The organism is Gilliamella sp. LMG 34362 (genome assembly GCF_984569125.1).
In genome coordinates this window covers 729,257-754,571 of sequence record NZ_OZ474902.1, presented here as the reverse complement: position 1 = coordinate 754,571, position 25,315 = coordinate 729,257, and the positions used below count along the sequence as shown (strand labels likewise).

General features: G+C 34.8%; 17 protein-coding genes, 1 tRNA gene and 1 other RNA gene. 11 read left to right on the top strand and 8 right to left on the bottom strand.

All coding sequences use genetic code 11. The annotated features are described in order from the left end of the window. Positions 1–171 precede the first annotated feature (171 nt). Positions 172–2,457, top strand: a complete 2,286-nt coding sequence (gene nrdA / locus AC5LWZ_RS03560; RefSeq protein ID WP_110448486.1) for a class 1a ribonucleoside-diphosphate reductase subunit alpha — start codon at positions 172–174, stop codon at positions 2,455–2,457. 126 nt (positions 2,458–2,583) lie between these two features. Continuing rightward, positions 2,584–3,714, top strand: coding sequence for a class Ia ribonucleoside-diphosphate reductase subunit beta (gene nrdB, locus AC5LWZ_RS03555; RefSeq protein ID WP_065577674.1), 1,131 nt, complete (start codon positions 2,584–2,586; stop codon positions 3,712–3,714). Between the two features lie 387 nt (positions 3,715–4,101). Here the strand turns inward: nrdB and AC5LWZ_RS03550 are convergent, their stop codons facing one another. Beyond that, complete coding sequence (locus tag AC5LWZ_RS03550) at positions 4,102–4,965, bottom strand: hypothetical protein (protein ID WP_493463974.1); 864 nt, start codon at positions 4,963–4,965, stop codon at positions 4,102–4,104. Positions 4,966–5,667: 702 nt separating this feature from the next. Here AC5LWZ_RS03550 and glnD point away from each other — a divergent pair. Then, on the top strand, positions 5,668–8,331 hold the full coding sequence (glnD, locus tag AC5LWZ_RS03545) for a bifunctional uridylyltransferase/uridylyl-removing protein GlnD (RefSeq protein WP_493463973.1): 2,664 nt from the start codon (positions 5,668–5,670) through the stop codon (positions 8,329–8,331). A 27-nt stretch (positions 8,332–8,358) separates the two neighbouring features. Beyond that, positions 8,359–9,282 carry an AEC family transporter gene (locus AC5LWZ_RS03540; RefSeq protein WP_086361045.1) on the top strand — a complete coding sequence of 308 codons (924 nt, stop codon included), beginning with the start codon at positions 8,359–8,361 and terminating at the stop codon, positions 9,280–9,282. A 79-nt stretch (positions 9,283–9,361) separates the two neighbouring features. Here the strand turns inward: AC5LWZ_RS03540 and AC5LWZ_RS03535 are convergent, their stop codons facing one another. After that, positions 9,362–10,030, bottom strand: a complete 669-nt coding sequence (locus AC5LWZ_RS03535; RefSeq protein ID WP_493463972.1) for an HD domain-containing protein — start codon at positions 10,028–10,030, stop codon at positions 9,362–9,364. A gap of 342 nt (positions 10,031–10,372) precedes the next feature. On the opposite strand from AC5LWZ_RS03535, the gene mprF reads away from it, so the two are divergent. Both mprF and AC5LWZ_RS03525 read left to right on the top strand, forming a co-directional pair. Beyond that, on the top strand, positions 10,373–12,976 hold the full coding sequence (gene mprF, locus AC5LWZ_RS03530; protein WP_493463971.1) for a bifunctional lysylphosphatidylglycerol flippase/synthetase MprF: 2,604 nt from the start codon (positions 10,373–10,375) through the stop codon (positions 12,974–12,976). Between the two features lie 4 nt (positions 12,977–12,980). Then, positions 12,981–14,261, top strand: a complete 1,281-nt coding sequence (locus AC5LWZ_RS03525) for a virulence factor family protein (RefSeq protein ID WP_493463970.1) — start codon at positions 12,981–12,983, stop codon at positions 14,259–14,261. Positions 14,262–14,319: 58 nt separating this feature from the next. Here AC5LWZ_RS03525 and AC5LWZ_RS03520 read toward each other — a convergent pair whose 3' ends face one another. After that, positions 14,320–15,216 carry a DMT family transporter gene (locus tag AC5LWZ_RS03520; RefSeq protein WP_086362934.1) on the bottom strand — a complete coding sequence of 299 codons (897 nt, stop codon included), beginning with the start codon at positions 15,214–15,216 and terminating at the stop codon, positions 14,320–14,322. A gap of 569 nt (positions 15,217–15,785) precedes the next feature. On the opposite strand from AC5LWZ_RS03520, the gene AC5LWZ_RS03515 reads away from it, so the two are divergent. The 4 genes from AC5LWZ_RS03515 to AC5LWZ_RS03500 all read left to right on the top strand — a co-directional run bounded on the left by AC5LWZ_RS03515 (position 15,786) and on the right by AC5LWZ_RS03500 (position 19,429). Continuing rightward, positions 15,786–16,766: a 2-hydroxyacid dehydrogenase gene (locus AC5LWZ_RS03515; protein ID WP_493463969.1), complete on the top strand. Its 981-nt coding sequence runs from the start codon at positions 15,786–15,788 to the stop codon at positions 16,764–16,766. A gap of 64 nt (positions 16,767–16,830) precedes the next feature. After that, positions 16,831–17,195: a transfer-messenger RNA gene (gene ssrA, locus AC5LWZ_RS03510) on the top strand. 424 nt (positions 17,196–17,619) lie between these two features. After that, on the top strand, positions 17,620–18,090 hold the full coding sequence (locus AC5LWZ_RS03505; protein ID WP_493463968.1) for a pyridoxamine 5'-phosphate oxidase family protein: 471 nt from the start codon (positions 17,620–17,622) through the stop codon (positions 18,088–18,090). Between the two features lie 394 nt (positions 18,091–18,484). Further along, entirely contained in the window at positions 18,485–19,429 is a 945-nt protein-coding gene (locus AC5LWZ_RS03500; protein ID WP_110448494.1) for a COG2958 family protein, read from the top strand. 140 nt (positions 19,430–19,569) lie between these two features. Here AC5LWZ_RS03500 and AC5LWZ_RS03495 read toward each other — a convergent pair whose 3' ends face one another. After that, positions 19,570–20,307, bottom strand: a complete 738-nt coding sequence (locus AC5LWZ_RS03495; RefSeq protein WP_493463967.1) for a carbonic anhydrase — start codon at positions 20,305–20,307, stop codon at positions 19,570–19,572. A 228-nt stretch (positions 20,308–20,535) separates the two neighbouring features. Then, positions 20,536–20,611: transfer RNA gene (locus tag AC5LWZ_RS03490), tRNA-Asn, on the bottom strand. Positions 20,612–20,759: 148 nt separating this feature from the next. On the opposite strand from AC5LWZ_RS03490, the gene AC5LWZ_RS03485 reads away from it, so the two are divergent. After that, a complete protein-coding gene (locus AC5LWZ_RS03485) occupies positions 20,760–21,332 on the top strand; it encodes an LOG family protein (RefSeq protein WP_493463966.1) in 573 nt (190 codons plus the stop codon). A gap of 58 nt (positions 21,333–21,390) precedes the next feature. Here AC5LWZ_RS03485 and fruA read toward each other — a convergent pair whose 3' ends face one another. The 3 genes from fruA to fruB are packed head-to-tail and all read right to left on the bottom strand — an operon-like array spanning position 21,391 to position 25,234. Then, complete coding sequence (gene fruA, locus AC5LWZ_RS03480) at positions 21,391–23,091, bottom strand: PTS fructose transporter subunit IIBC (RefSeq protein WP_294910124.1); 1,701 nt, start codon at positions 23,089–23,091, stop codon at positions 21,391–21,393. 8 nt (positions 23,092–23,099) lie between these two features. Continuing rightward, complete coding sequence (fruK, locus tag AC5LWZ_RS03475) at positions 23,100–24,035, bottom strand: 1-phosphofructokinase (protein WP_294910122.1); 936 nt, start codon at positions 24,033–24,035, stop codon at positions 23,100–23,102. 2 nt (positions 24,036–24,037) lie between these two features. Beyond that, the gene (gene fruB, locus AC5LWZ_RS03470) at positions 24,038–25,234 is read right to left on the bottom strand and encodes a fused PTS fructose transporter subunit IIA/HPr protein (RefSeq protein ID WP_493463965.1); all 1,197 of its coding nucleotides are present in this window, start codon (positions 25,232–25,234) and stop codon (positions 24,038–24,040) included. Between the last annotated feature and the right edge of the window lie 81 nt (positions 25,235–25,315).

Genomic DNA, 25,315 nt, shown 5'->3' with positions numbered 1-25,315 from the left:
AAAAATATTATCCGTAATCATTGATTTTCGTTAATAAATTACCGATCACTGTTTATTAAGCATACTACATATAGTAATAAAATGATTAATAGGTACTATATATTGTATATTTTGACAATTATCAATTATCATACGCTCCATTAAAACATAAAAATGGATGATAAATGAATAATGAACAAATCAATGCTAGTAACTAAACGTGATGGAAAAAAAGAACCTATCGATCTTGATAAAATCCACAAAGTAATCACTTGGGCAGCGGAAGGATTAGATAATGTATCTGTTTCTCAAGTTGAATTACGTTCACATATTCAATTTTATGATGGTATTCGTACTTCGGACATTCATGAAACTATTATCCGTGCAGCAGCTGATCTTATCTCTCAAGATGCGCCTGATTATCAATATTTAGCTGCTCGTTTAGCTATCTTTCATTTACGTAAAAAAGCCTACAATCAATTTACACCACCATCACTTTATGAACATGTAAAAAAACTTGTTGCCAGTGAACGCTATGACAAACACCTTCTTGAAGATTATACTCAAGAAGAATTTGAGCAAATGGATAAAATGATCGACCACTGGCGCGATATGAATTTTTCCTATGCAGCCGTCAAACAACTTGAAGGTAAATATTTGGTTCAAAATCGCGTAACCGGTGAAATTTATGAAAGTGCTCAATTCTTATATATCTTAGTTGCCGCGTGTTTATTTGCTAACTATCCAAAAGAGAGTCGTTTAGATTATATCAAACGTTTCTATGATGCCGTTTCGACATTTAAAATTTCATTGCCGACACCAATAATGGCTGGGGTTCGTACACCAACTCGCCAGTTTAGCTCGTGTGTATTAATTGAATGTGATGACAGCTTAGATTCTATCAATGCCACAGCTGGTGCGATTGTAAAATATGTTTCACAACGAGCTGGAATTGGTGTTAATGCGGGTCGTATACGAGCATTAGGTAGCTCCATTCGTGGTGGTGAAGCATTTCATACCGGCTGTATCCCTTTTTATAAATATTTCCAAACTGCAGTTAAATCATGTTCACAAGGTGGTGTTCGTGGTGGCGCAGCTACAGTATTTTATCCACTCTGGCATTTAGAAGTTGAAAGTTTATTAGTCCTACGTAATAACCGTGGCGTTGAAGAAAACCGAGTAAGACATTTAGATTATGGTGTACAAATCAATAAATTAATGTACCAACGTCTAATTAAAAATGAAAACATCTCTTTATTCAGTCCATCAGATGTGCCGGGTCTTTACGATGCTTTCTTTGCCGACCAAAACAAATTTGAAGCACTTTATCATCAATATGAACAAGATGTTAATATTCGTAAACGCGTAGTTAAAGCAGTTGAATTATTTTCATTATTAATGCAAGAACGAGCATCAACTGGCCGAATTTATATTCAAAATGTTGATCATTGTAATACTCATAGCCCATTTAATGCTCAACTGGCACCAGTACATCAATCCAATTTATGTATGGAAATTGCCCTACCAACTAAACCACTTAATAATGTTAATGATGATAAAGGTGAAATTGCACTTTGTACGTTATCTGCTTTTAATTTAGGTAAAATTGAATCTCTTGACGATTTTGAAGAGCTAGCTGATTTAACCGTTCGTGCACTAGACGCATTGCTTGATTATCAAGATTATCCGGTTCCGGCAGCTAAAACGTCATCAATAAACCGCCGCACATTAGGTATTGGTGTAATTAACTATGCCTATTATTTAGCTAAACATGGAGTTAAATATTCTGATGGTAGTGCCAATAACTTAACCCATCGCACATTTGAAGCAATGCAATATTATTTATTAAAAGCATCAAATAATTTAGCTAAAGAAAAAGGTGCCTGCCCACTATTTAGTGAAACAACCTATGCTCAAGGTATCTTACCTATCGATACTTATAAACAAGATATCGATACACTTACTAAAGAACCATTACATTATGATTGGGAATCTTTACGTCAATCAATCAAAACTTATGGTTTACGTAATTCTACTTTATCAGCATTGATGCCATCTGAAACTTCCTCACAAATATCAAATGCCACTAATGGTATTGAGCCACCACGAGGATATGTCAGCATAAAGGCGTCAAAAGATGGTATTTTAAAACAAGTGGTACCTGAATATAAAAAATTAAAAGATTTATATGAGTTACTTTGGCAAATCCCAAATAATACAGGTTATTTGCATTTAGTCGGTATTATGCAGAAGTTTATTGATCAATCAATTTCAGCCAATACTAATTATGATCCAACTAAATTCCCTAATGATAAAGTACCAATGAAACAGCTATTAGCTGATTTATTAACAGCTTATAAATATGGTGTAAAAACCCTTTATTATCATAATACACGAGATGGTGCTGAAGATATTCAAGGTGATATTGAAGTCTCATCAAGTGATGATGGTTGTGAAGGCGGAGCATGCAAAATTTAATTGTTCTGCTTAGCCCTAAAAATAAAAGTAGCGGATAACAACTGAGTTATCCCTACTATTCCGACTTTTTACTTATCTGCACAGTAAAAAGCTTAACAAATTTCTGTTAGGAGTTCGATTATGAGCATGAATTACAGCACCTTCTCACACGTCCATAATGATCAACTTAAAGAGCCAATGTTTCTTGGTCAACCGGTAAATGTTGCTCGTTACGATCAACAAAAATATGAAATGTTCGAAAAGTTAATTGAAAAACAACTTTCTTTCTTTTGGCGTCCTGAAGAGGTCGACGTATCGCAAGATCGTATTGACTATGCAGCGCTCCCAGAACATGAAAAACATATATTTATTAGTAATTTAAAATATCAAACTCTGCTCGATTCCATTCAAGGTCGAAGTCCAAATGTGGCCTTATTACCATTAATTTCTATTCCTGAACTTGAAACATGGGTAGAAACTTGGTCATTTTCAGAAACGATTCATTCACGTTCATACACCCACATTATTCGTAATATCGTTAATGATCCATCGGTTGTATTTGACGATATTGTGACTAATAAAGAAATTCAAAAACGGGCTGGTGATATTGCAGGCTACTACGATGAATTAATTAGTTATGCTAGTTATTATAATTTGTTAGGTGAAGGTAAACACACTGTCAATAATCGAACTATCACTATTGATCTACGAGAGTTAAAAAGACGACTTTACTTATGCCTAATGAGCGTTAATGCGCTTGAAGCGATTCGTTTTTATGTGAGTTTTGCTTGCTCATTTGCCTTTGCAGAACGTGAATTAATGGAAGGTAATGCCAAAATAATCAAACTGATTGCTCGTGATGAAGCATTACATCTAACCGGTACACAGTTCATGATTAATACCCTAAGAAGCGGTGAAGATGATCCAGAAATGGCCGAAATCGCTAAAGAGTGTGAACAAGATTGTTACGACCTCTTCTTACAAGCGGCTAATCAAGAAAAAGAATGGGCTGAATATCTATTTGAAGGTGGTTCAATGATTGGTTTAAACAAAGATATTCTATGCCAATATGTTGAGTATATTACCAATATTCGTATGCAAGCGGTTGGTCTCAAATTACCATTTGAAGTAAAATCGAATCCAATTCCATGGATCAATAACTGGCTTGTTTCTGATAACGTACAGGTTGCGCCACAAGAAGCAGAAATGAGCTCATATTTAGTTGGACAAATCGATTCAGAAATTAGTGAAGATGATTTAAGTGATTTTACCTTGTAATTATTAATCGCAAAAACCCCCCTTTCCTCAAATTTTTTATTAAAGGAACCTTGTCGGTTCCTTTGATATTATTAATCCATTATGCATAGCAATTATTGCTTCTGCATTAAACTATCAAAGCATAATTTAACAAGATTTAAAGCCGTTAATGACGTCAATTCTTCTGCCATGATTTTTAAGCCACTTTGATGCGTCAAAGCATGTCGTCAATGTATCATTTGGTAGCCAAACGATTACAACACTTGTTACTCAAGATGATATTATTGCTAGAACTGAACATGTGATTTAATTGAAAAATAACTCATAACCCCCTAAAGCAAAGACCTACTAATGTAGGTCTTTTTTGTAATGATTTTATTAGTTCTACTAAGTAATAAGTTAAAATCATTATTTCGCAACCGGTTGGATCCACATTTGCTTATTTTTAAAATCAATTTTAACTCTGTTTTTACTTAAAAAGTCAGCGCCTAATAATCCGTCAGATTGAAATTCATTAGGAAATGAATCAATTATTATTGGCAGAACGCTATCATTCGCGACATTATTCACATCAAGTGATATAGATTTAAAATTATCTTCAGGATCGCTTATTGTAATTGATTCCGGTGAAAGTGATTGTTGTTTGATGAGTGATACTGTCGCCCCTGTATCTAAAACCATTTTATAATTCTTGATACCGTCAGACAGAGTGACGACCAAACCTTCATCATTTAAATCAAAGGGGATAGCAACCCAATTTGGATTTAAGTCGGTTGAAGTATCATCGGATATTGTTAAATTACTTTCAGGATAATTGATAGTTAATACATAATTATCAAACAATTTAAGGCCAATAACAGCTTTAAATGCATTGCTATCCTCACTATTATCATTATCCATCGGATCACTCGAAATAAATAATCCCCAGTCTTTATATTCAACCACTTGCACATTATTAAAGATAAAAGAATTTAACACTAACTTATCGATGATAAATGCTCGCAGTTCTGTGACATTACCAGAAAGATCAGTATTTCTGATTTTTTCAGGTTTTTCGGTTTTATTAGGAATCTTATTAATTAAATCCATGGGTAGATGTAAAGCTATTTTCGAACCCGTATCCAATGTCATGGCAATTTTTTCACCTTGAAAATCCATCATGATTAAAGGTAAATTATATTTGTCATCAAAATTTAGATCCCAAGTGACTTCAGCACTTTGTGCAAAGTGACTGATAAACAACATAATTAAAAATAGTATTTTTTTATTCACTTAACTTACCTCATTGTATTCCCATTCCTAATGTCTCTTTTTGATTTGAAATTATTAAAAATATTTATTATTTATCCTTTGTTTTTTAGCCATTTTAATCGTTTCTAATTGATATACAACAATATAATGTCTATATCGTGATTTTTTTTCGTACTACTGATTATGGAATGTTCTTTATTGCCCGATCACCCAATACTCGGATGTTATTATTGGCAGAACGGAAAATGTTATTTAAACAACAGATAATCGACCTTTATCTACTAGCTAAACCACTCAGTAAGCTAATAGAATAAAAAATCAAGCTTAACTGATTTAATACTCTTATTTACCCGCAATAAATCATATTTGATGGTATAGACTTCTCAATTATTTTTACAAAATCTTAAATAATACATTTTATAAGCATGTGGCATAACTATTTTTATCAACTCGTTTTTATTGTTAATAATTCTAAATAAATTGTGTCATGGAACATTCACATTAAGTTATTTAACTTACTATTTTTCCTAAATAAACACTATTTGACGGTATAGACTCCTCAATTATTTTTACAAAAAATATTTACTCTTCAATTTTAAAACTACTAATGGATTGAATAAAACGTTATTGCTTAATGTTATTGTATGAAAACTGTTATCATTCCAGCTTGACACTACTTTAAAATCGGTAGACGATATAATAATTCCATTTTGCTAATTTGATATGATGACTATGATTGATGCGCATTTGTTTTATTCTATCTCTCCGCTTGATTTTAGTGATGAGCAAATAACTGTCCCCTATCTAAAACAACAACTAAATGCGTTTCAACAATGGTCAGTGACTCAGTTTAAAAATAACGCTGATATTGATGACTTAGTTCATCTGCGCAGTCAGTTTATTGATCAGCTACTTCAACGATTATGGCATTATTATCGAATTCCCGAACAAGTTTCATCGCTGTTTAAACAAAATCGCATTGCACTGATTGCAGTTGGTGGTTATGGTCGAACCGAACTTCATCCATTATCCGATATTGATATTTTGATACTAAGTGATAACTCACTAACCAAGCAACTGGAAAAACAAATTGGTGATTTAGTCCGTCTACTTTGGGATCTGCATTTTGATATTGGCCACAGCGTTAGAACGTTAAAAACCTGCTTGCAAGAAGCTAAAAATGATATCACTATCATGACAAACTTAATTGAATCAAGATTAATTGCCGGAAGTGAGTCATTACTTAATAAGCTCCGCAGTGAAATTTTTAGCGATAAAATCTGGCCTTCTCCAGCTTTTTATCAAGCCAAAATGCAAGAGCAACAAGAAAGACACCAACAATATCACAGCACTACCTATAATTTAGAGCCAGATCTAAAAAATAGTCCAGGTGGTTTACGTGATATGCAAATCATCCAATGGGTTGCAATCCGACATTTTGGCGGAGAGTTTTTAAAAAAAATTGCCCAGTTTGACTATTTAACGCCAGAAGAAGTGGCCGAATTTAAGACTTGCCGCAAATTTTTATGGCGCATGCGCTTTGCGCTTCACTGCGTGATCAACCGCTATGACAATCGTTTATTATTCGATCGTCAACTAAGTATCGCTAAAATGTTGGGCTATAGTGGTGAAGGCAATACACCGGTTGAAAATATGATGCATGATTATTATCGTGTTGCGCATAATATTACCGAACTCAACCAAATGCTTTTACAACTATTTGATGAGTCATTATTAAAACGTTACTCATCACAAAAGACCTATGATATTGATCAACATTTTCAAGTCAGAGGCAACCTAATTGATGTTAAACATAACAGCGTGTTTACTGATAACCCGCTGATGATCCTCAATCTGTTTTATACAATTTTGCTTAATCCGCAAATTACAGGATTATATTCTAATACGATTAGGCAACTTCGTTCTGCAAGGCGAAGACTCAATTATTTACTTAGTGAAACGCCAGAAGCAAGAACATTGTTTATGAAAATCATCAAACATCCAGATGCAATTAAAAAAGCCATTTTGCCAATGCATCAATATGGTATTTTGGCGGTGTATATACCTGGTTGGCAACAAATCTCAGGCATGATGCAATTTGATCTGTTTCATGCTTATACGGTCGACGAACATACTATCCGCTTATTGCTAGAACTCGATCGTTTAAAAACCGAAGTGGGTAAAGAAAAACATCCTAATAGTTCAACAGTATTTGCCAAACTATCTAAACCTGAATTACTGATAATAACGGGATTATTCCATGATATTGGCAAAGGTCGACATGGTGATCACTCGGAAATAGGCGCTAAATTAGTCGAATCTTTTTGTCAATTACATGAACTCGATGCGAAAGATACCGATTTGATTGTTTGGTTAGTTCGTTATCATTTATTGATGTCGGTAACTGCGCAAAGTCGAGATCTCCAAGATCCCGATGTTATTCGCGAATTTATTCAATTAGTAAAAAGCAAACGCCGTTTACATTATTTACTCTGTTTAACGGTTGCCGATGTTTGTGCCACTAATGAAACCTTATGGAATAGTTGGAAGCAGAGCTTAATGCGTGAGCTCTACTTAACCGCTAAACGATCATTTGATTCGGGCATTCATCAAATACCAGAACAACGAAGTGTTGCTCGTCAACATAAACAACAAGCACTAACTGAATTGCTGGCACAAAATTACGACGAGCAAATGATAAAAAACCTTTGGCAAGATTATCGTGTCGATTACTTTTTGCGCTATAGCGCTGAACAGATCGTTTGGCACGCTCAACTATTATTAAATCATGATTTGAATCAAACATTAGTTTCGATTAATTCCAATCCATATCATGGTGGCAGCGAAATCATCATCTACTCATCTGATAGACCTTTTTTATTTGCCGCAGCATGTAATGCGTTAAGTATGTTAAATTTGAGTATTCATGATGCATTGATTATTACTAATAAAAATGGATTTGCATTAGATACCTTTATTGTGCTTGAACCTAATGGGCAAATTGTGCCAGAAAATCGACATCAAGATATTATCCAAGCGCTACATAAGGTACTACATCAATCAGTCTACAAAGGCGTGACAATAAAACCCACTAAACAGCGACTACGTTCGTTTTCTGTACCAACACAAGTCAACTTTATTTCGTCATTTAACGAAAACCAAACTTATATGGAACTCATTGCGCTTGATAAACCGGGTTTACTTGCTTGTGTTGGTGAAGTGTTTGCAAAATTAGACTTATCGCTAAGCAGTGCTAAAATAGCCACAATTGGCGAACATATTGAAGATCTGTTTATTCTAACCGATAAACACAATAAAGCCCTTGATGATAACACCTGTCAAAAACTAACCGAATCGATAGTTGAAACTATTGATTCAATAAATTAATTAACCAAAAAGTTTAAAGTTAAAATTATGCAATTTTTCCTTATTTTGTTTCCTATTTTTTGTATTTTTATTGTTGGATTTATTGGTCAAAAGATTCTTAATTTTGATGTTGCTAATCTCTCAAAAATGTCGCTATATGTGTTATCACCCTTTTTGGCATTTAAAACATTTTATACACATACCTTAACCAGCGATTATTTAATCTATATTGCTTATCTCATTGGACTCTGTTTTTCCTTGGTTCTTATTGTCAGCATCTGGTCAATGATAATGAAGTATTCGGTCAAACAACGCTGTGCAATGATTTTAAGTTCGTGTTTTATGAACAATGGTAATTATGGTACACCAGTACTACTGGTTTTTTTTGGCACGATCGGTTTTGATCTAGGTGTCATAATGATGGTGTTACAACAATTTGTTATGAGCACTGTTGGCATCTATTATGCAGCCAAGGGCAGCACACATAGTGATATTGTCAGTCAAAAGGATGTCATTAACAAAGTAATTAGGATGCCGGTTGCTTATGGTGCCTTTGCGGGTATTCTTTTTCAACTGTGTCAAATACCATTATCAAAATCGATTATGACTTCGATTAGTATGATAGGTGATTCTTCCATTGTGATAATTATGATTATTTTGGGCATGCAATTGGCCAAAATCAAAATTAAACAACTTGATTATCCAAAACTTTCTTTTGCTTTAATAACTAGGATGGTGATATCACCGCTGGTCGCTTTTGCCATGGTCTATTTTATGCCTATTACCCCAATGGCAAAACAAATCCTTATTGTTCTAGCGGCAATGCCAAGTGCTGCCAATACCACATTAATGTCAGTTCAATTTGATACTAACCCAGCACTGGTATCAAGTGCTACTTTAGTCAGTACTTTATTGAGTTTAATTACATTACCAATCGTACTCTCTTTAGTTGGTGCACCAATTCCTTTTTAAATAGAAGCGATGCCTTAAAGAGTTTGAAAATCAGCTAGCTAAATCCTGATTAATCGTCAGGATTTAGTTTTGATAAAATTTAATCGTTACTCAGCCACTCTTGCTCAAATTGATTAACAAATTCAACTAAAATTTTATGGCGTCGCTCGGCGATCTGTTTAGCTATGTCAGTATTCATCATATCTTTGAGTAAAAATAACTTTTCATAAAAGTGATTGATTACTGTATTGGGCTGTTTGTAATTGTCTTCATTAAGTTTCGTTCGCGGTGGAATGTTTGGATCGTGCATAATATTATGTTTATTACCACCATAATAAAAAGTACGGCCAATACCTATTGCGCCAATAGCATCAAGACGGTCAGCATCTTGAACTATTTGTCCTTCCAACGATAACTCGGTTTTTTGCGAAAGATTTTTCCGATAAGACATATTTTCGATAATAGCAAAAATAGCGTTAATCTCGTTAGTGGTTATCTTTAATAATTGCAGATAATCACGCAATTCAATTATTGCGTTATCAACATCCTCAACCACTTTCTCATCAATGACATCATGCAAGTAAGCACTCATCAATACAATAAATGCATCTGCTTGTGGCTGATCATTAAGAATTTTTTCGGCTAATTTTACAACTCGTTCAATATGCGCTATATCATGACCCGAAAAATCATGCGAAAGCTTTTGTTGAACAAATAGTTTAATCGAATTAAGAATTAGTTGTTGTTGGGCAGTTATTCGGTTGGTCATTTTATTAGGCTTAATTAAAAATAGTAATGATAGATTATATTTGATCGAGATATTATGTATATTACCGCAGTTAAAATCTAATCGCTATTGATGGTTTTAGTTAATACTTTATCAATCAGTCATTTATTCTTGCATAAAACCAAAAAAATCAATTTAAAATGAGTTAAAAATCACATTTAATATCATTATTGATGATTATTCTGACAAATTTAACAAAAAACCCCTTGTATTTAATGTTTTTTTATATTTTTTTTAATTTCTTTCGATTGTTTTCACTATTTTCGAAGGGTAGAATGCTCTAATCACAATTTATTATCAATGCAAATAACTGGAGTTGATTAAGTGAAAATATCAGCACGCAAAGTTTTGCCTTGGCAACTTATAGAATGTTTCACTCGATATCGTCAATTTATCGCTCTACTATTTGGACTCACTATTTTTTGTATCGCACTGGTTGTGTGTTGGCATTTATTACAATCAATTAACCTTATCGATTTACAATCAGCTCTGCATAAACTGCCTTACCATGCAATTTTACTGGCATGTTTATCGGCGATAGCGAGTTATATTATGTTGATGGGTTATGAATGGTCAGCTGCACGATATGCAGGCGTTGATTTAAAGCCATCGACAATAGCTACTGGTGCAATTTGTGCCTCCGCCATTGGTAATGCAGTCGGGTTATCCGCCCTATCCGGCGGTGCAATTCGTTGTCGGCTCTATTTTAAATATGGATTAACCACCATAGATGTTGCTCGCATGTCGATTTTTGTTAGCCTTTCGTTAGGCCTTACATTACCCTTAATTGCCACAATTGCTGCATTAATACATATACAAAATACCATGCTAGCGCTACATATCTCGGTAATCACTATTGAATTAATCGCTAGTGCAGTATTGATCATTTATGCTGGTGTATTGTTATTTTTACATGCGCACCGATTAGCAGAAAAACCCAATAAAGATACTTGGCTATATCAAATTTTCCATTGGCAGATCCGTTTACCTAACTGGCAATTAGCCGGTGGACAATTTTTAATTACCTTAATCGATGCCATTTTAGCCGGTGCTATTCTCTATTTTTTACTCCCGAATCAACCAAACTTTATTACCTTTATTATGATTTATATCTTGGCATTAGTTGCTGGGGTACTTAGTCATGTCCCTGGTGGAGTTGGCATATTTGAAGCGGTTATATTAGCGGCATTTTCATCACAAATTGATACTGCATCATTAACGGTTGCTTTAGTCATTTACCGTTTAATTTATATCATATTACCATTGATTCCTGCTGGAATTTTACTGCTAATTAACGAAGGAAAACACTTGTTAACCGCGCCACAAGTTAAGGAAACCGATACCGGTATTGCGACAACGATTATGGCAACCACGGTATTTTTTGCCGGAGCAGTCATGATGTTTTCAAGTGTTACACCTGGCTTTAATCATGATTTTGTCAGCACTTTTTTTCCGAAAAAAATTGTCAATTTTGCTCATTTAACCGCAAGTTTAATCGGAGTTTTATGCCTACTAATGGCGGTAGGATTACGTCGCAGACTTTATTCGGCATGGGGAGTATCGGTTATATTGTTGATATTAGGCAGTATCTGCTCATTGCTAAGAGGTTTACACTGGATCGAAGCAGCGACATTATTAATAATAGCCATACTATTAATCAATTTTAGGCATGCTTTTTATCGTAAAAGCCGATTAAGTATTTTACCTTTTTCACTAAAATCCTTTGTTGTCAGTTTTGGTTTAATTGCCTTATTTGTTTGGCTAATCTTATTTATTTATCAAGATATTCCTTATAGCCATGATTTATGGTGGCAATTTGAGTTAGATAGCCGAGTTCCCCGAGCATTACGTGCAGCATTAGGTAGTTTTATCTTATTGAGTAGCGTAATGTTATTTTGGTCATTTAAACCAGCATTACCTATCTTGAAGATTCCGACTGAAGAGGAGCTAAGTGAAGCCTATCAAATCATGCTTAACTCAAAACAACCTGAAGGCGGATTAGCGATGAGTGGTGATAAGTCACTGCTCTTCAATCAATCACATACTGCTTTCATTATGTATGCAAGGCGAGGAAGAAGCATGGTTGCGCTATATGATCCTATTGGCAATGATAGCGCTGCTCGGGCTGATTTAATCTGGGCATTTAGAGATCTTTGTGATCAACACCATTTACGTCCGGTTTTCTACCAAGTTAAAGCAAACAATTTACCATTTTATATGGATATTGGTCTTCGAATTGTCAAACTTGGTGAAGAAGCCTTAGTTAATTTAAAAGAGTTTAATTTAACCTCTAAGGGATATAAAGATCTTCGATATACTTGGAACCGTGGGCAACGGGATGGGCTTAGTTTAAGATTTTATCCACCGGGTACTGCACCAATTGATGAATTGAAAGCCGTCTCCGATTCATGGTTAAAAAATAAACATACCAAAGAGAAAAAATTCTCATTAGGGGCTTTTTCTAAATCCTATTTAGATAATTTCACGGTTGCCGCAATTGAATATCAGGGGAAAATTATTGCTTTTGTGAATTTATTAGAAACCAAGCAAAACTATAGTGCTAGTATTGATCTAATGCGAGTTTTACAAGATATTCCAAAATCGACCATGGAGTTTTTAATGGTTGGTTTAATTTTACATTATCAAGAAAAGGGTTATCAGTATTTTAGTTTGGGAATGGTACCACTTGCAGGCATGCAAAGAAGACGTGGTGCACCAATGATCCAACGTTTAGGCGCATTAGTCTTTCGCCGAGGTGGCCGATTTTATAACTTCCAAGGCCTACGCCAGTTTAAAGAAAAATTTGCAACGCATTGGCAACCCCGTTATATGGCGGTTCCTGCCGGACTCGACCCCTTAGTTGCTTTAATTGATACTACCATGTTAATTTCAGGTGGCAAAACAACATTAACTAACCAGAAGAACTAATCAAATGAAAAAAATCATACTTTATGTTTTATTATTCATTATTTTAGTATTCATTACATTTTGTATTGCTAAAGGTTGGTACAGTTATAAAAACCAACGAACTGCTTCGGTTAATACTTTTACAATTAATCAAAACTTTACTATCTTATCTGCTAGCCCTAGACAGTCAGCAGAAGCTTCAGCAATAATTGTTGCGACACAAGATAATCACTTTACCGCTAATCAATTATTAACCTTATCTGAATCAATGGGTGCTAAATTGGTGCAATTTGAATTACAACCACAAGGAAGTTGTGCCGAACAACAAACACGCTTTGAACAAGCGAAGAAGATCTTAAATGAGGATAAATTTACTGTTGCCGGCATGCAAGAAGGTGCAGCTTTCGCTTATCGTTGGTTAAGCAAACAACAAGATGATGATGCTAAAGCTTTATCCATTGAGTTTACTTTAGATCATAAAGATTGCGACGCACCTTTACCTGCACAGGCCAGCCATGGAACATGGCAGGTTATTTGGAACAATCCACCTGATGAACAAGTGGCTATTTTCCCTCGCCAACAAAAACAGATTAAAGTAACCACCTCAATTGGTGAGTATCAAGCGTCACCAACCGAACTATTAAGTTTACATTTATCATCTATTTTATTTGGTGAACATGAACCATTACCTGTGATTGAATTGCCAGCTAAAGGTAATCCACAACATCCGAATAGTGTTACCTTTTATTATTCAGGTGATGGTGGTTGGCGAGATTTAGATAAAGTTTCAGCAGAATATATGGCTGCACATGGTTACTCGGTGGTTGGTGTCGATGCATTAAAACTTTTTTGGCAACATCGCTCGGTTGAACGTAGTGCTAAAGATCTGACTTATTTAATGCAGGAATACCGTGATAAATGGGGGGTGAATAAATTTGTACTAGCGGGTTATTCTTTTGGGGGTGACATCTTACCAGCACTATATAATCGCTTATCCAAAGCAGATCAACAAAGCGTTCAAGCATTGATTATGATTGCTTTTTCTAAAGATGCTAATTTTGAAATAGAAGTCAGTGGTTGGCTGGGACAATCTGGCGATGAAATGAAAACAGCACCAGAGGTTGCGCAGATTCCAGAAAAGAAATTATTCTGTATCTATGGCGCAGAAGAGAGAGACGATAGCGGTTGCCTACAACCGGAGATGAAAGGCGAAGCATTTCAACTACCGGGTGGCCATCATTTTGATGAAAATTATCAGCACTTAGGACAAATTATTATGCAAGCTATCGACAACCGTATGCAATAAATGTGGCAGTTTAGGTAATATTTTTTTATATCAAAGCATTAATAAAAATTATAAAATATTAATGCTTTTTAAATTTGATTTTCCCTTCTGATAAAAATACGCCACCAAGTGTAAATAAGGTACCTATTGCCGCAATCCAAGTAAAAGGTTCATCTAAAATTAACACTGCATTAATAATTGTCAAAATTGGTACTAAATAGATATAGATGCTAATTTTGACCGCACCCACTAATTTTACCGCATAATTCCAAGAGGCAAAGCAGATAGCTGAAGCTCCGACACCTAAAAACAAGATATTTATTAAGTTTATTGGTTGCTCAAATCGCGAAAAATTCCATTCAAAATCAAATAAATATAGTGCGGGTAACATGAACATTAGACCATAAAAAAAGAATCTTCGCGTCAGCAAAATAATATTGTAACCATAGTTACTACTTTTTTTAGTTAAAATTGAATAACATGCCCAAAATAGGCAAGCAAACACCGCCAGTAAATCACCAAGCGGATTAACCGATAATACAAACTGACCATTGAAACTAATTAAGGCTATACCTATCATGCCGAATAGACACCCAATATAAAACACTTTCGCTGGTTTTTCGGCCTTAAGAAAAAAGATGGCCAATATAGCAGTAAAGACTGGAGCTAGTGTGGTGATCACACCAACATTTGATGCGGTGGTATAGGTTAACGCAATATTTTCACAGAGGAAATAACAAGTGACACCACAAAATCCAGCGCCAAGGAACATCAACTCTTGTTTAATTCCTTGCCAGGCGAAAAAGCGAGGTGCTAATAACCAAAGCGCGGCATAACCTAAGGTAAATCGAAAAAAGAGAATTTCAATCGGTTTAAAATCTGTCAGTAAAACTTTGGTGGCAATATAAGTGATTCCCCAAATAAACACTGTCATCAGTGCGATTAGGTGGCCTTTTGTCCTTGATGAAAATAACATAAAAATTCTCTCTGCTCACTTATTAGTATTTAAGCACCATCCATTACCTTATTACTTAGTTACCAGACTAAATATACCAAATAAATTGAGAATAGATAAAAGGCTTGATAATAATAAAAATAACACTATTTATTAGAATAATGAAAATCGCTAGATATTAACTTGCTGTTAATAATTGTTCAATATATTTTCATATATCGATTATTTATGTAGATTATATAATTCTATAGCAGGACTAGTTAGCACTAATAAAAATTGTAGGCAAAAAAAATCCACTCAAAAATGAGTGGAGGGCAAAAAAATGAATTAACGTAATCTGAATATATAGACAGACTAAATCACAAAAAGTTCCAATTAATTTCAAAAAAATTTAATATTTTTCTAAAAAACATTCTATTATATTGATTTATATAAATAATTATTTTAAAAAATATTTAAAAAAATATAAATATTTCTCATTTTTCAGCACATAAAAACTAATTTGCTTAAAACTTAATTTCATTGCAAATTTAAATAAGCTAACGCTATACTGCGCTAAAAATAGTCTATATAGCTATATAGGAGTATTTATGAAAAAGAATGTTGTTTTATTTAGTAAAATTCCAGCTGATCAGCAAGAAAGACTAGCGCAAGCTTTCAATCTAACACTATTTCAAGGTGATCCCAAAACCGATATTAGTGAATTTATCCAAATATTAGCCAATGCTGACGGTATGATTGGATCTAATATTCCAACTCGAATTGATGATAGTTTTTTGCAACAAACCCCTAAATTAAAAGCGGCGGCGACAATTTCAGTCGGTTTTGATAATTATGATTTGCTTGCTTTGAAAAAACATGGCGTCCGATTAATGAATACTCCGAAAGTTCTCACTGAAAGTACCGCTGATCTCATTTTTACCTTACTCATGGCTACCGCTCGTCGAACCGTTGAATTATCTAATCTTATTCATCATGGTGGCTGGAATAAAAGCATCACACCTGAGTATTTTGGTACAGATATTTATGGTAAAACCATTGGTATTTTAGGCATGGGTCGCATTGGTCAAGCCATAGCTAAACGAGCACATTGTGGTTTTGATATGAACATCATATATTATAATCGTTCAGCCAATACCTATATTGAACAAGCCTATCATGCTAAACGTCTTGAACTAGATGATGTCCTTAAACAAGCTGACTTTGTTGTTATCATTTTACCGCTAACCGATCAAACAAAACGACTTATTACTAAACAAAAATTAGCGTTAATGAAATCATCAGCTATCCTTATCAATGGCGCTCGAGGTGCAATAATTGATGAACAAGCGCTCTATGAAGCATTAAAAAATAAAACAATTAAGGCTGCTGGCTTAGACGTTTTTGAAGTTGAACCATTAGCCAAAGATTCGCCATTATTAAAACTTGATAATGTTTTATTATCACCACATGTCGGTTCAGCAACCACTGAAACTCGGTATGCCATGGCCAAATGCGCTGTTGATAACATTATTTCTGCGTTAAAACCAGAACAACCAACTGAAAATTGGGTAAATCCTGAAGTCGGGTAACTTGTATTACTGCTTGAATTCACCTATAATGCCCCAATATTGTCTATAAATACCAACCACAATTGGGGCTGATTCTGGATTCGACGGGATTTGCGAAACCCAAGGTGCATGCCGAGGTGCGGTAGGCCTCGTAAATAAACCGCAAAAAAATAGTCGCAAACGACGAAAACTACGCACTAGCAGCTTAATAACCTGTATAGAGCCTTCTCTCCCTAGCCTCCGCTCGTAGGACGGGGATCAAGAGGAGTCAAACCTAAACGAGATCGTGTGGAAGCCTTGCTTGGGGCGGAAGCATTAAATTTAATCAAGCTAGTTTATCAGTGGCGTGTTTGTCCGCAGCGGGTAAGCGAAATTCAAAGACAAACTACGCATGTAGTACCAAGGATGTAGAGATTTCGGACGCGGGTTCAACTCCCGCCAGCTCCACCAACAAAAACCATATAAAATCAAATAATTAAAAATTAACGCGCTGTTTCTATATATAAATCGACTACACACGAACTATATTAACGCCCAGAAATGCACATAATTTATGCATGCCGTTATTTTCATTCGAACTAACCCACTGAATTTCATGCCAATAATTTACTATTTAATGACTTCCTTTTAAATCCTTTAAAACATATCAAACCAAAAGATAACATTAACCTGTATTTGGAAATATATATCCCAAAGTGCAAAATAAATTGCGCCTATAGTAATATTACTTACCATCTACTCTAAGTTTTAAGGCTGTTGCAAATTTTGCAGAAATTCCAATTTAGGTTTAATATCAGTTTGGTATTAATAATAAAAACATATCAATCTATTATTACTTAAATCTAAGTTATCTATAATATAAAAAAGGATATTTATGAGACGCAAAGATAGAGAAATAACTAATCTTGATGAAGTGATCGATATTTTAGAGCATACTGATGTTATTCGTTTAGCCATGAATAATGGTGATTATCCCTATATTGTTCCAGTCAATTTTTGTTATGAACGAACAACAAATAATCAACTTATTTTTTATATTCATGGCGCAAAAGTCGGTACTAAAGTTGAGCTACTCAGACAAAATCCTTTACTTAGCTTTGAGCTAGATACACGGCACCAATTAATTACTAATGAAAAAGCCTGCAAATATTCCTTTGATTATGCCAGTGTTATTGGCAATGGATGTGCAACCTTTATTGAAGAACCCACCGCAAAAATAGCGACGTTACAAGTAATGATGAATAAATTTGCTCCTAATAAAACATTCTCTTTTACCGAAAGCGATGTTAGACCAATTAGCGTCATAAAAATTGAAGTAAAAGCTTATACAGCTAAAAAACATTAAATTATAAAAGTTAATCAATGCTGGTAAAAAAACTCTAAAATAAGTGAGTATCAAAAATACCCAATTTTAAGGGTCACTTTTCGTTTTAGGTATACGATTTAGTTTATTGAAATAAAAAAACCTTTATTGACAAGCATTTTCATGAAAAGGTTAAGATTCCGCCAGTATACAAATTCACTACTCAGTAACACTCTTTTAATACGCTAAAACACATAAAAAAAACAGTACATTATCCATTAATATCTATTTTTTTATTCATTTTTATATATAACTATCAATAATGATTATACGATTTCTTATAACTATTAAAGTTAACATTGAATTGACAGCACTAGCTAATTAAATTATATATTACGTGTATATTAATCATTATTACAAAGAGTTATTAAACATTATGTCATTAAATCTCAGGAAGACAATATTTAATCTACTTAAACAGCAACCGCAAAAACAGTTTACCGCTAGACAATTGGCTCAGTTGATATTTATACATAATCCGCAAGCCTGTGCTGAAAAAAAACAAGCTAGTGAGCGTTTAATGACTGATGATGATGTTATTGCCCAAATTGCAGCTGAAATTGGTGCCCAGCGACCACTTTTACAAAAAAAACATCCAGAAATAAAAACCACAGAGGGGCGTCCTAAAAAGTATTACTTTTCGCAAAAATCTGATGAAGCAGAAGTACTAGACGCCGAGTATTTATCTACAAAGAAACTGCCCACACAAGCCCAAACAGAGAAGAATGGTCATAGTGAACACTCTCTCTATCCATTATTAAGTAAATATCTTTATGATGAACTTAATGTGTACTCTAAACGTATTGATGAAAAAACATCATCAAATAGAATGGGTAAAAATGGCAATATATGGCTACATCCTGATATTGTTGGCTTAGAAGATCTCAGCTCCGATTGGGATAGCTTAGTCAAAGATTGCGTTAAACTCTATGCCGATCAACAAAGTAAACTATGGTCATTTGAAGTTAAAATATTACTTAATATGTCAAATGTTAGAGAATCATTTTTTCAAGCTGTATCTAATTCTTCATGGGCTAATTTTGGTTATTTGGTGGCTTCACAAATTACTGGTAGTGATACATTAAAAGAACTCAGAGTATTGTGCGCAGCACACGGTATTGGCGTTATTAAATTAGATGTAGATAATCCATCAGAAAGTCAAATTCTAATTCCTGCTCAAGAAAAAACTATTATTGATTGGGACTCTTGCAGTCGTCTTGCTAGAGAAAATAAAGATTTTAATAATTATATTAAGTTAGTTAAGCAGTTTTATCAAACTGGTGAAATAAAAGTTTTTGATTGGGATTATACTAATACTTAAATAAAAAAATCACTAAAAAGAGACACTAAAAAGTTATCCTCATTGTGATTAGCTATCGTTAATTGATATTTTTTTAATCAATATAACAATCGAAATTGGCTTTATAATAAATATTAATAAAGCCAATCAAAACTCATTTATTAATCAACAATAACTCTTCCATTTAATGGCTGTACTGGGCGGTTGTTGTTGTGATGCATGATTGAGTGGAATTTTTCAATTTGTTGTTCTGAGGCTGTCACAGGTTGTTCTAACACAATCCATCTTACACCTTCAGTACACGGTGGTGTTGTTAATGATCCACTAAAGCGATAATAATCGAGTGTTTTAGGAAATAATGTATTGATATCAACAGTTTTGTCTAAAATTGCTTTGTTATCCACTTCTTCAGGCATTTGCTGCCAAGCTTTTGCAATTTCAGAATTCGCTTCACCATTATTAAACATTAATGCAACGACAGTAAGCGCACCAGCTTTATTTTTGTAAACAAAGTGGGCTTCCATTGGATAACTTTTATCTTTAATAGTATTTTCACTTGGACTATGAAAATGGAATTGTTGTAACGTAAAGGTTTGCTCATCTAATATTAACTGATTATCCCCAGTAACATTAACCTGAATAGTGTGTCCGTTATTAATAATTTCCTGTTTACTAGGTTTAAATGAGAACTTTAAGTTTTCATGCTCTGTTTTTAATGCATGATCAATATTGATCGGTGACTGATTTTTACCATTCTCACAGGTAGAATACTCTGGTGATAATTTACCCCAGTTTTCTGGTTTTTCTTGACCTTCATATCCCCAATGAGATGAATGTCCTGAAGCGGCACAAGATAAGCTAGTTGCCATTAATACTGCAATTACTACGTTATGTTTCATGTTGATTTCACACTTTGGTATTAATTGGAGGGAGGCTGAATTATACCCTGCAAGAATAAGGCTTTCCAGCTAAAACACGCCTTATAAAAAATAATTATATATCGCTGTTCAAACATGGTTAAACGGCGAATTAATAATGTTTATGCAGATAAAAGTGATCTTGAAGTATCTATTGAATGGTAGATATAAAAAAACCTGCTATATAAGCAGGTTCTTAAAAACTGAAATTGGCTCCTCCAACAGGACTTGAACCTGTGACATACGGATTAACAGTCCGCCGTTCTACCGACTGAACTATGGAGGAACACTTAACGGACAAGATATTAACCATCTATGACGATTCTGTCAATCTCTAAAACACTAATTAGGTTTAACTGCTCAGCTTGTAAGCAAATCGAGGGGAAACTATGCTAAAATAGCGAGAAAATAGCATAACCAGTAGAGTAAAATTGATGAAGAAAAATATTTGTGTGTTTTGTGGGGCGAGTGAAGGTAATCGTCCAGAATATCGTATGGCAGCAGAGCAATTAGGTATGACCATTGCCAAACATAATAGACGATTAATCTATGGTGGAGGCAATAAAGGACTAATGGGTGTTATTGCTAATGCCGTTCTCGCTCATGGTGGTGAAGTTATTGGCATTATTCCTGAGCGGTTAGTTAAAGCTGAAACTGCACACCATGGTATTACGCGTTTGGAAGTTGTTGAAAATATGCATCAACGCAAAGCAAGATTAACTGAGCTAGCTGATGGTTTTATTGCTATGCCTGGAGGCACAGGAACATTAGAAGAGCTGTTTGAGGTATGGACTGGCATGCAAATTGGTTATCATGAAAAACCAGTTGCCTTATTAAATAGTCAATTTTGGCAACCTATGCTCAATTTTTTAGAACACGCAGTACAAGAAGGCTTTATCCGAGACAGTTTTTATCGAACATTGATCGTAGCAGATGTTGCTGATGAAATGTTAGAGAGAATGGATAATTTTATCCCAAAAGATTTACAGCGTTGGGTAAAAAAATAGATTAAGGCAAGAATAAAAAAACGCCATCAGATGATGGCGTTTTTAGTTGCATAATGTATTATGCGCTAACTAATTCAGAAGTCTGTGCTTCAGGTTTTTTAATCAATGCGTAAGCGACACCCGCAATAACCGAACCAACAACAATTGATAGTAAATAACCACCAACTGGTTTAACTACGCCAGGGATTGCTAAAGCGAATAGACCACCATGTGGTGTCATAAGCTCAGAACCAAATGCTAATGATAAACCACCAGTGATTGCCCCACCAATAATACAACAAGGAATAACACGTAATGGATCACGAGCAGCGAAAGGAATTGCCCCTTCAGAGATGAAGCATAAGCCTAATACTAATGAAGCTTTACCACTTTCTTGTTCTGCTTTGGCAAATTTTTTGCGCGCAATTAAGGTTGCTAATCCCATTGCTAAAGGTGGAACCATACCACCAGCCATAACCGCTGCCATTGGTGCATATACTTGAGCCGAAATTAAGCCTGTACCAAATGCATAAGCAACTTTATTGATTGGTCCCCCCATATCAGTACACATCATACCACCTAAAAGTGCACCTAACAGAACAGCGTTTGCTGTTCCCATCGATTTCAACCATTCAGTTAAAGCTTCCATTAGCCATGCTATCGGCGTACCAACAATAAACTGCATAACTAAGCCAGTCGCTAATGTAGCAAGTAATGGCACAATAAGAATTGGTTTTAATGCTTCAAGTGTTTTTGGTAATGGTAAATATTTAGTGATTAACATTGCTAAGTAACCGGCAAAGTAACCAATAATAATACCACCTAAGAAACCTGCACCAGTTGAAACGGCAAGTAAACCACCAACAAGCCCTGGAGCTAAACCTGGTCTATCGGCAATTGAGTAAGAAATATAACCAGCAAGTAAAGGTACCATGAGTGAGAATGCAAGCCCACCTATTTGTGCTAAATGAGATTCACCTACCAGTTTTTGTACGCCATCAACCATTTCAAATGAACCAAAAGCAAACGATAAAGCAATGATTAATCCACCTGCAACCACCATTGGTAACATGTAAGATACACCAGTTAATAGATGCTTATAGACACCTTTCTTTTCGTTACTTGATTTTGTTGTTGAAGCAGAACTAGTTGGTTGATAGATTGTAGCTTCGTTAAAAGCTCTGTCTAATTCTTGTGCAGTTTTTTTAAGGGCTGGACCGGTTTTAGTTCGGTACATTTTTTTACCTGCAAACTTACTTAAATCAACATCAATATCACATGCTACAATCACTACATCAGCTGCAGCGATTTCTTCTAGTGTTAATTCATTACCAACACCAACCGAACCACGAGTTTCAACTTTACACCACCAGCCACGTTTTTTCGCTTCTTCTTCAATCGCTTCAGCAGCCATAAATGTATGAGCAACACCAGTTGGACAAGCGGTTACCGCAACAATACGTTTTTGTCCGTTATTTGCTGCTGATACAGATGCAGAACTAGCAGATTGTTCATAAACAGTTGCTTTAAGTTTTGCATTATTTAAGATTTTTTTAGGATCAGCAAAAATTTCATTGAGATCACTTACCACATAAACTTTTTTGCCAATCACTGATTTATCGCTGATATTTCCATCACCAACCGAAATAATCGTATCGGCTGATGTCGCATTATCAACAACTTTGAAATTTAATGAATTAGCGGCTAACGCTAATTCCGCTTTAGCTAAACGGCCATTAACTGGGCCTGAATTACTTCCTTCAACAATATATATATTCATGTATACTCCTATCCCGCAATTATTTCAATTTTTTCCGACATGTTGGTAACCGCTTGACGGTCTGATACCCCAACACCGGCTTGTTCAACTGATAAAGCGGCAACACTTGATGCAAATACTAAGGTGTCTTTAATTGATTGGTTAGTTAATAAACCATACATTAAACCACCGACCATTGAATCACCAGCACCAACCGTGCTAACCACCTTACATTTAGGCGGTTTGGCTAACCATGCTTCATGTTTAGTAACCCATAAAGCACCTTTACTTCCTAGTGAAATTACTACGTTTTCTACGCCACCATCGATAAGCTCCATAGCAGCAGTTTTGATTTCTGATAATGTAGTTAGTTTTCTACCAACCCACATTTCGAGTTCTTTATCATTCGGTTTAATTAACCATGGATTAGCTTTAAGCCCAGCATCTAAAGCATCACGACTACTGTCAAACACAACTTTAGGACAAATTGCTTTTACTTGCTTCATCCACTCAGTGAATTTTTCAAGAGATACACCTGCAGGTAAACTGCCACTAATGGCAACCATATCAATCTCTTTCAACCATTCCAACGAAGAAGTGACAAATGTTTGCCAATCTTGCTCGCTAATAGTAAAACCAGAAAAATTAAGATCAGTAACTTCACTGTTTTCTTCGGTTAATTTAACATTAATACGAGTACGGCCTTCGACTGTTTGGAATTTATCAGTAACATTTAATGATTCAAACAGTAAATTAAAACCATCTCGATTTTCTTTACCTAAAAAACCACCAACGGTTAATTTAATACCTAAGTCAGATAAAACTTTAGCAACATTGATACCTTTACCTGCTGGCAGTAAAGCATTAGTTTGCACTAAATTAACATCACCTAACTCAACTTTAGGGCAAAAACCTAATAGATCATAAGCAGGATTTAAGGTAATAGTCGCAACACGATAAGTCATGATTAAACACCCTCACCTAAGCCACTTTCAATAGCTTTACCAATTGCATCTAATACTTGCTCCGCATCATCACCTACAGCAGTAAAGCGTAATCGACTGCCTTTTTTAGCTCCTAATGCCACAATCTTCATTAAACTGGTAGCACTTACAGGTTCATTTTTACCATCAATATTGGCAACGGTGACTTTGCTATTAAATTCTTTTACTAATTTAACTAGCACCGATGAAGGGCGAGTATGCAATCCATTTTCATTAGGAATGACAAATTCTCTACTTAGCTCACCATTAGATTCACTACTTGTTGATGAAGCGCTTGTAGATTGAGTTTCTGCTCGTTGAGATGAAACTGACTGCGAACCTGATAATAAAATATTGCTGAAATCATCGCTATTTGCAGCGATTAATAAGTTTAATTTTTGATTGTAAGCTAAGGTAGCAATGTTATTTACAATAGCTGTAACATTATCATCAACCGCTGAAATAGTGATCAGAAGTTTAACTGGCTTACCGTCTTGGTTTAGCTCACTTACTGTACGACTAATCGCAATTGCATTTTTTAAATTACCTTCACGGCTGTCATTTAACCATACGCCGTCACCCAAATAATTCGGTGTATTATCAAGGACGTTAGTAATAAAGCTAGCATTAACAGCATTTTGTTGTTTTAATCGTGATGCATTTAAAGCTTGTAAAGTAGCCAAACTGTCAGCTTGAATATTTAATAATAATGTAGATTCATTAATAACAAATTGACTATCTTCTAAACTATCTTTACCAGTTAAAATAGCGAGAGCTTCATCGGCTGATTGAATATTCTTGATTCTTTCTTCAACACCATCAGCACCAAGTACGTGAGTTAATTGACGAAGTAATTCTAAGTGTTCATCAGAACTTGCCGCAATACCGATGGCAAGATAGGCTTTTTCACCATCATCTCCCCATTCTACACCTTCAGGGAAACAGAAAACTTGAACACCCGTTTTTTTAACTAAGTGACGAGTTTTAGGCGTACCATGAGGTATAGCAATACCAATACCTAAATAAGTTGCCGCCTGACCTTCACGCTCAAGCATACCATCAACATATCCTTCACCGACAAAGCCGGCACTAGTTAATGCAGCTGCAATTTTCTTAATTGCTTCCGTTTTATTGGTTGCTTGTTCATTTAAATGAATATCTTCTTTAACTAAATGAAACATAAAATAAATACCTCTGGGTTATAATGTTGGGTCAACTAAAAACAACTCAGCAATCCCACAATAGTTCGTTATTGAATCATA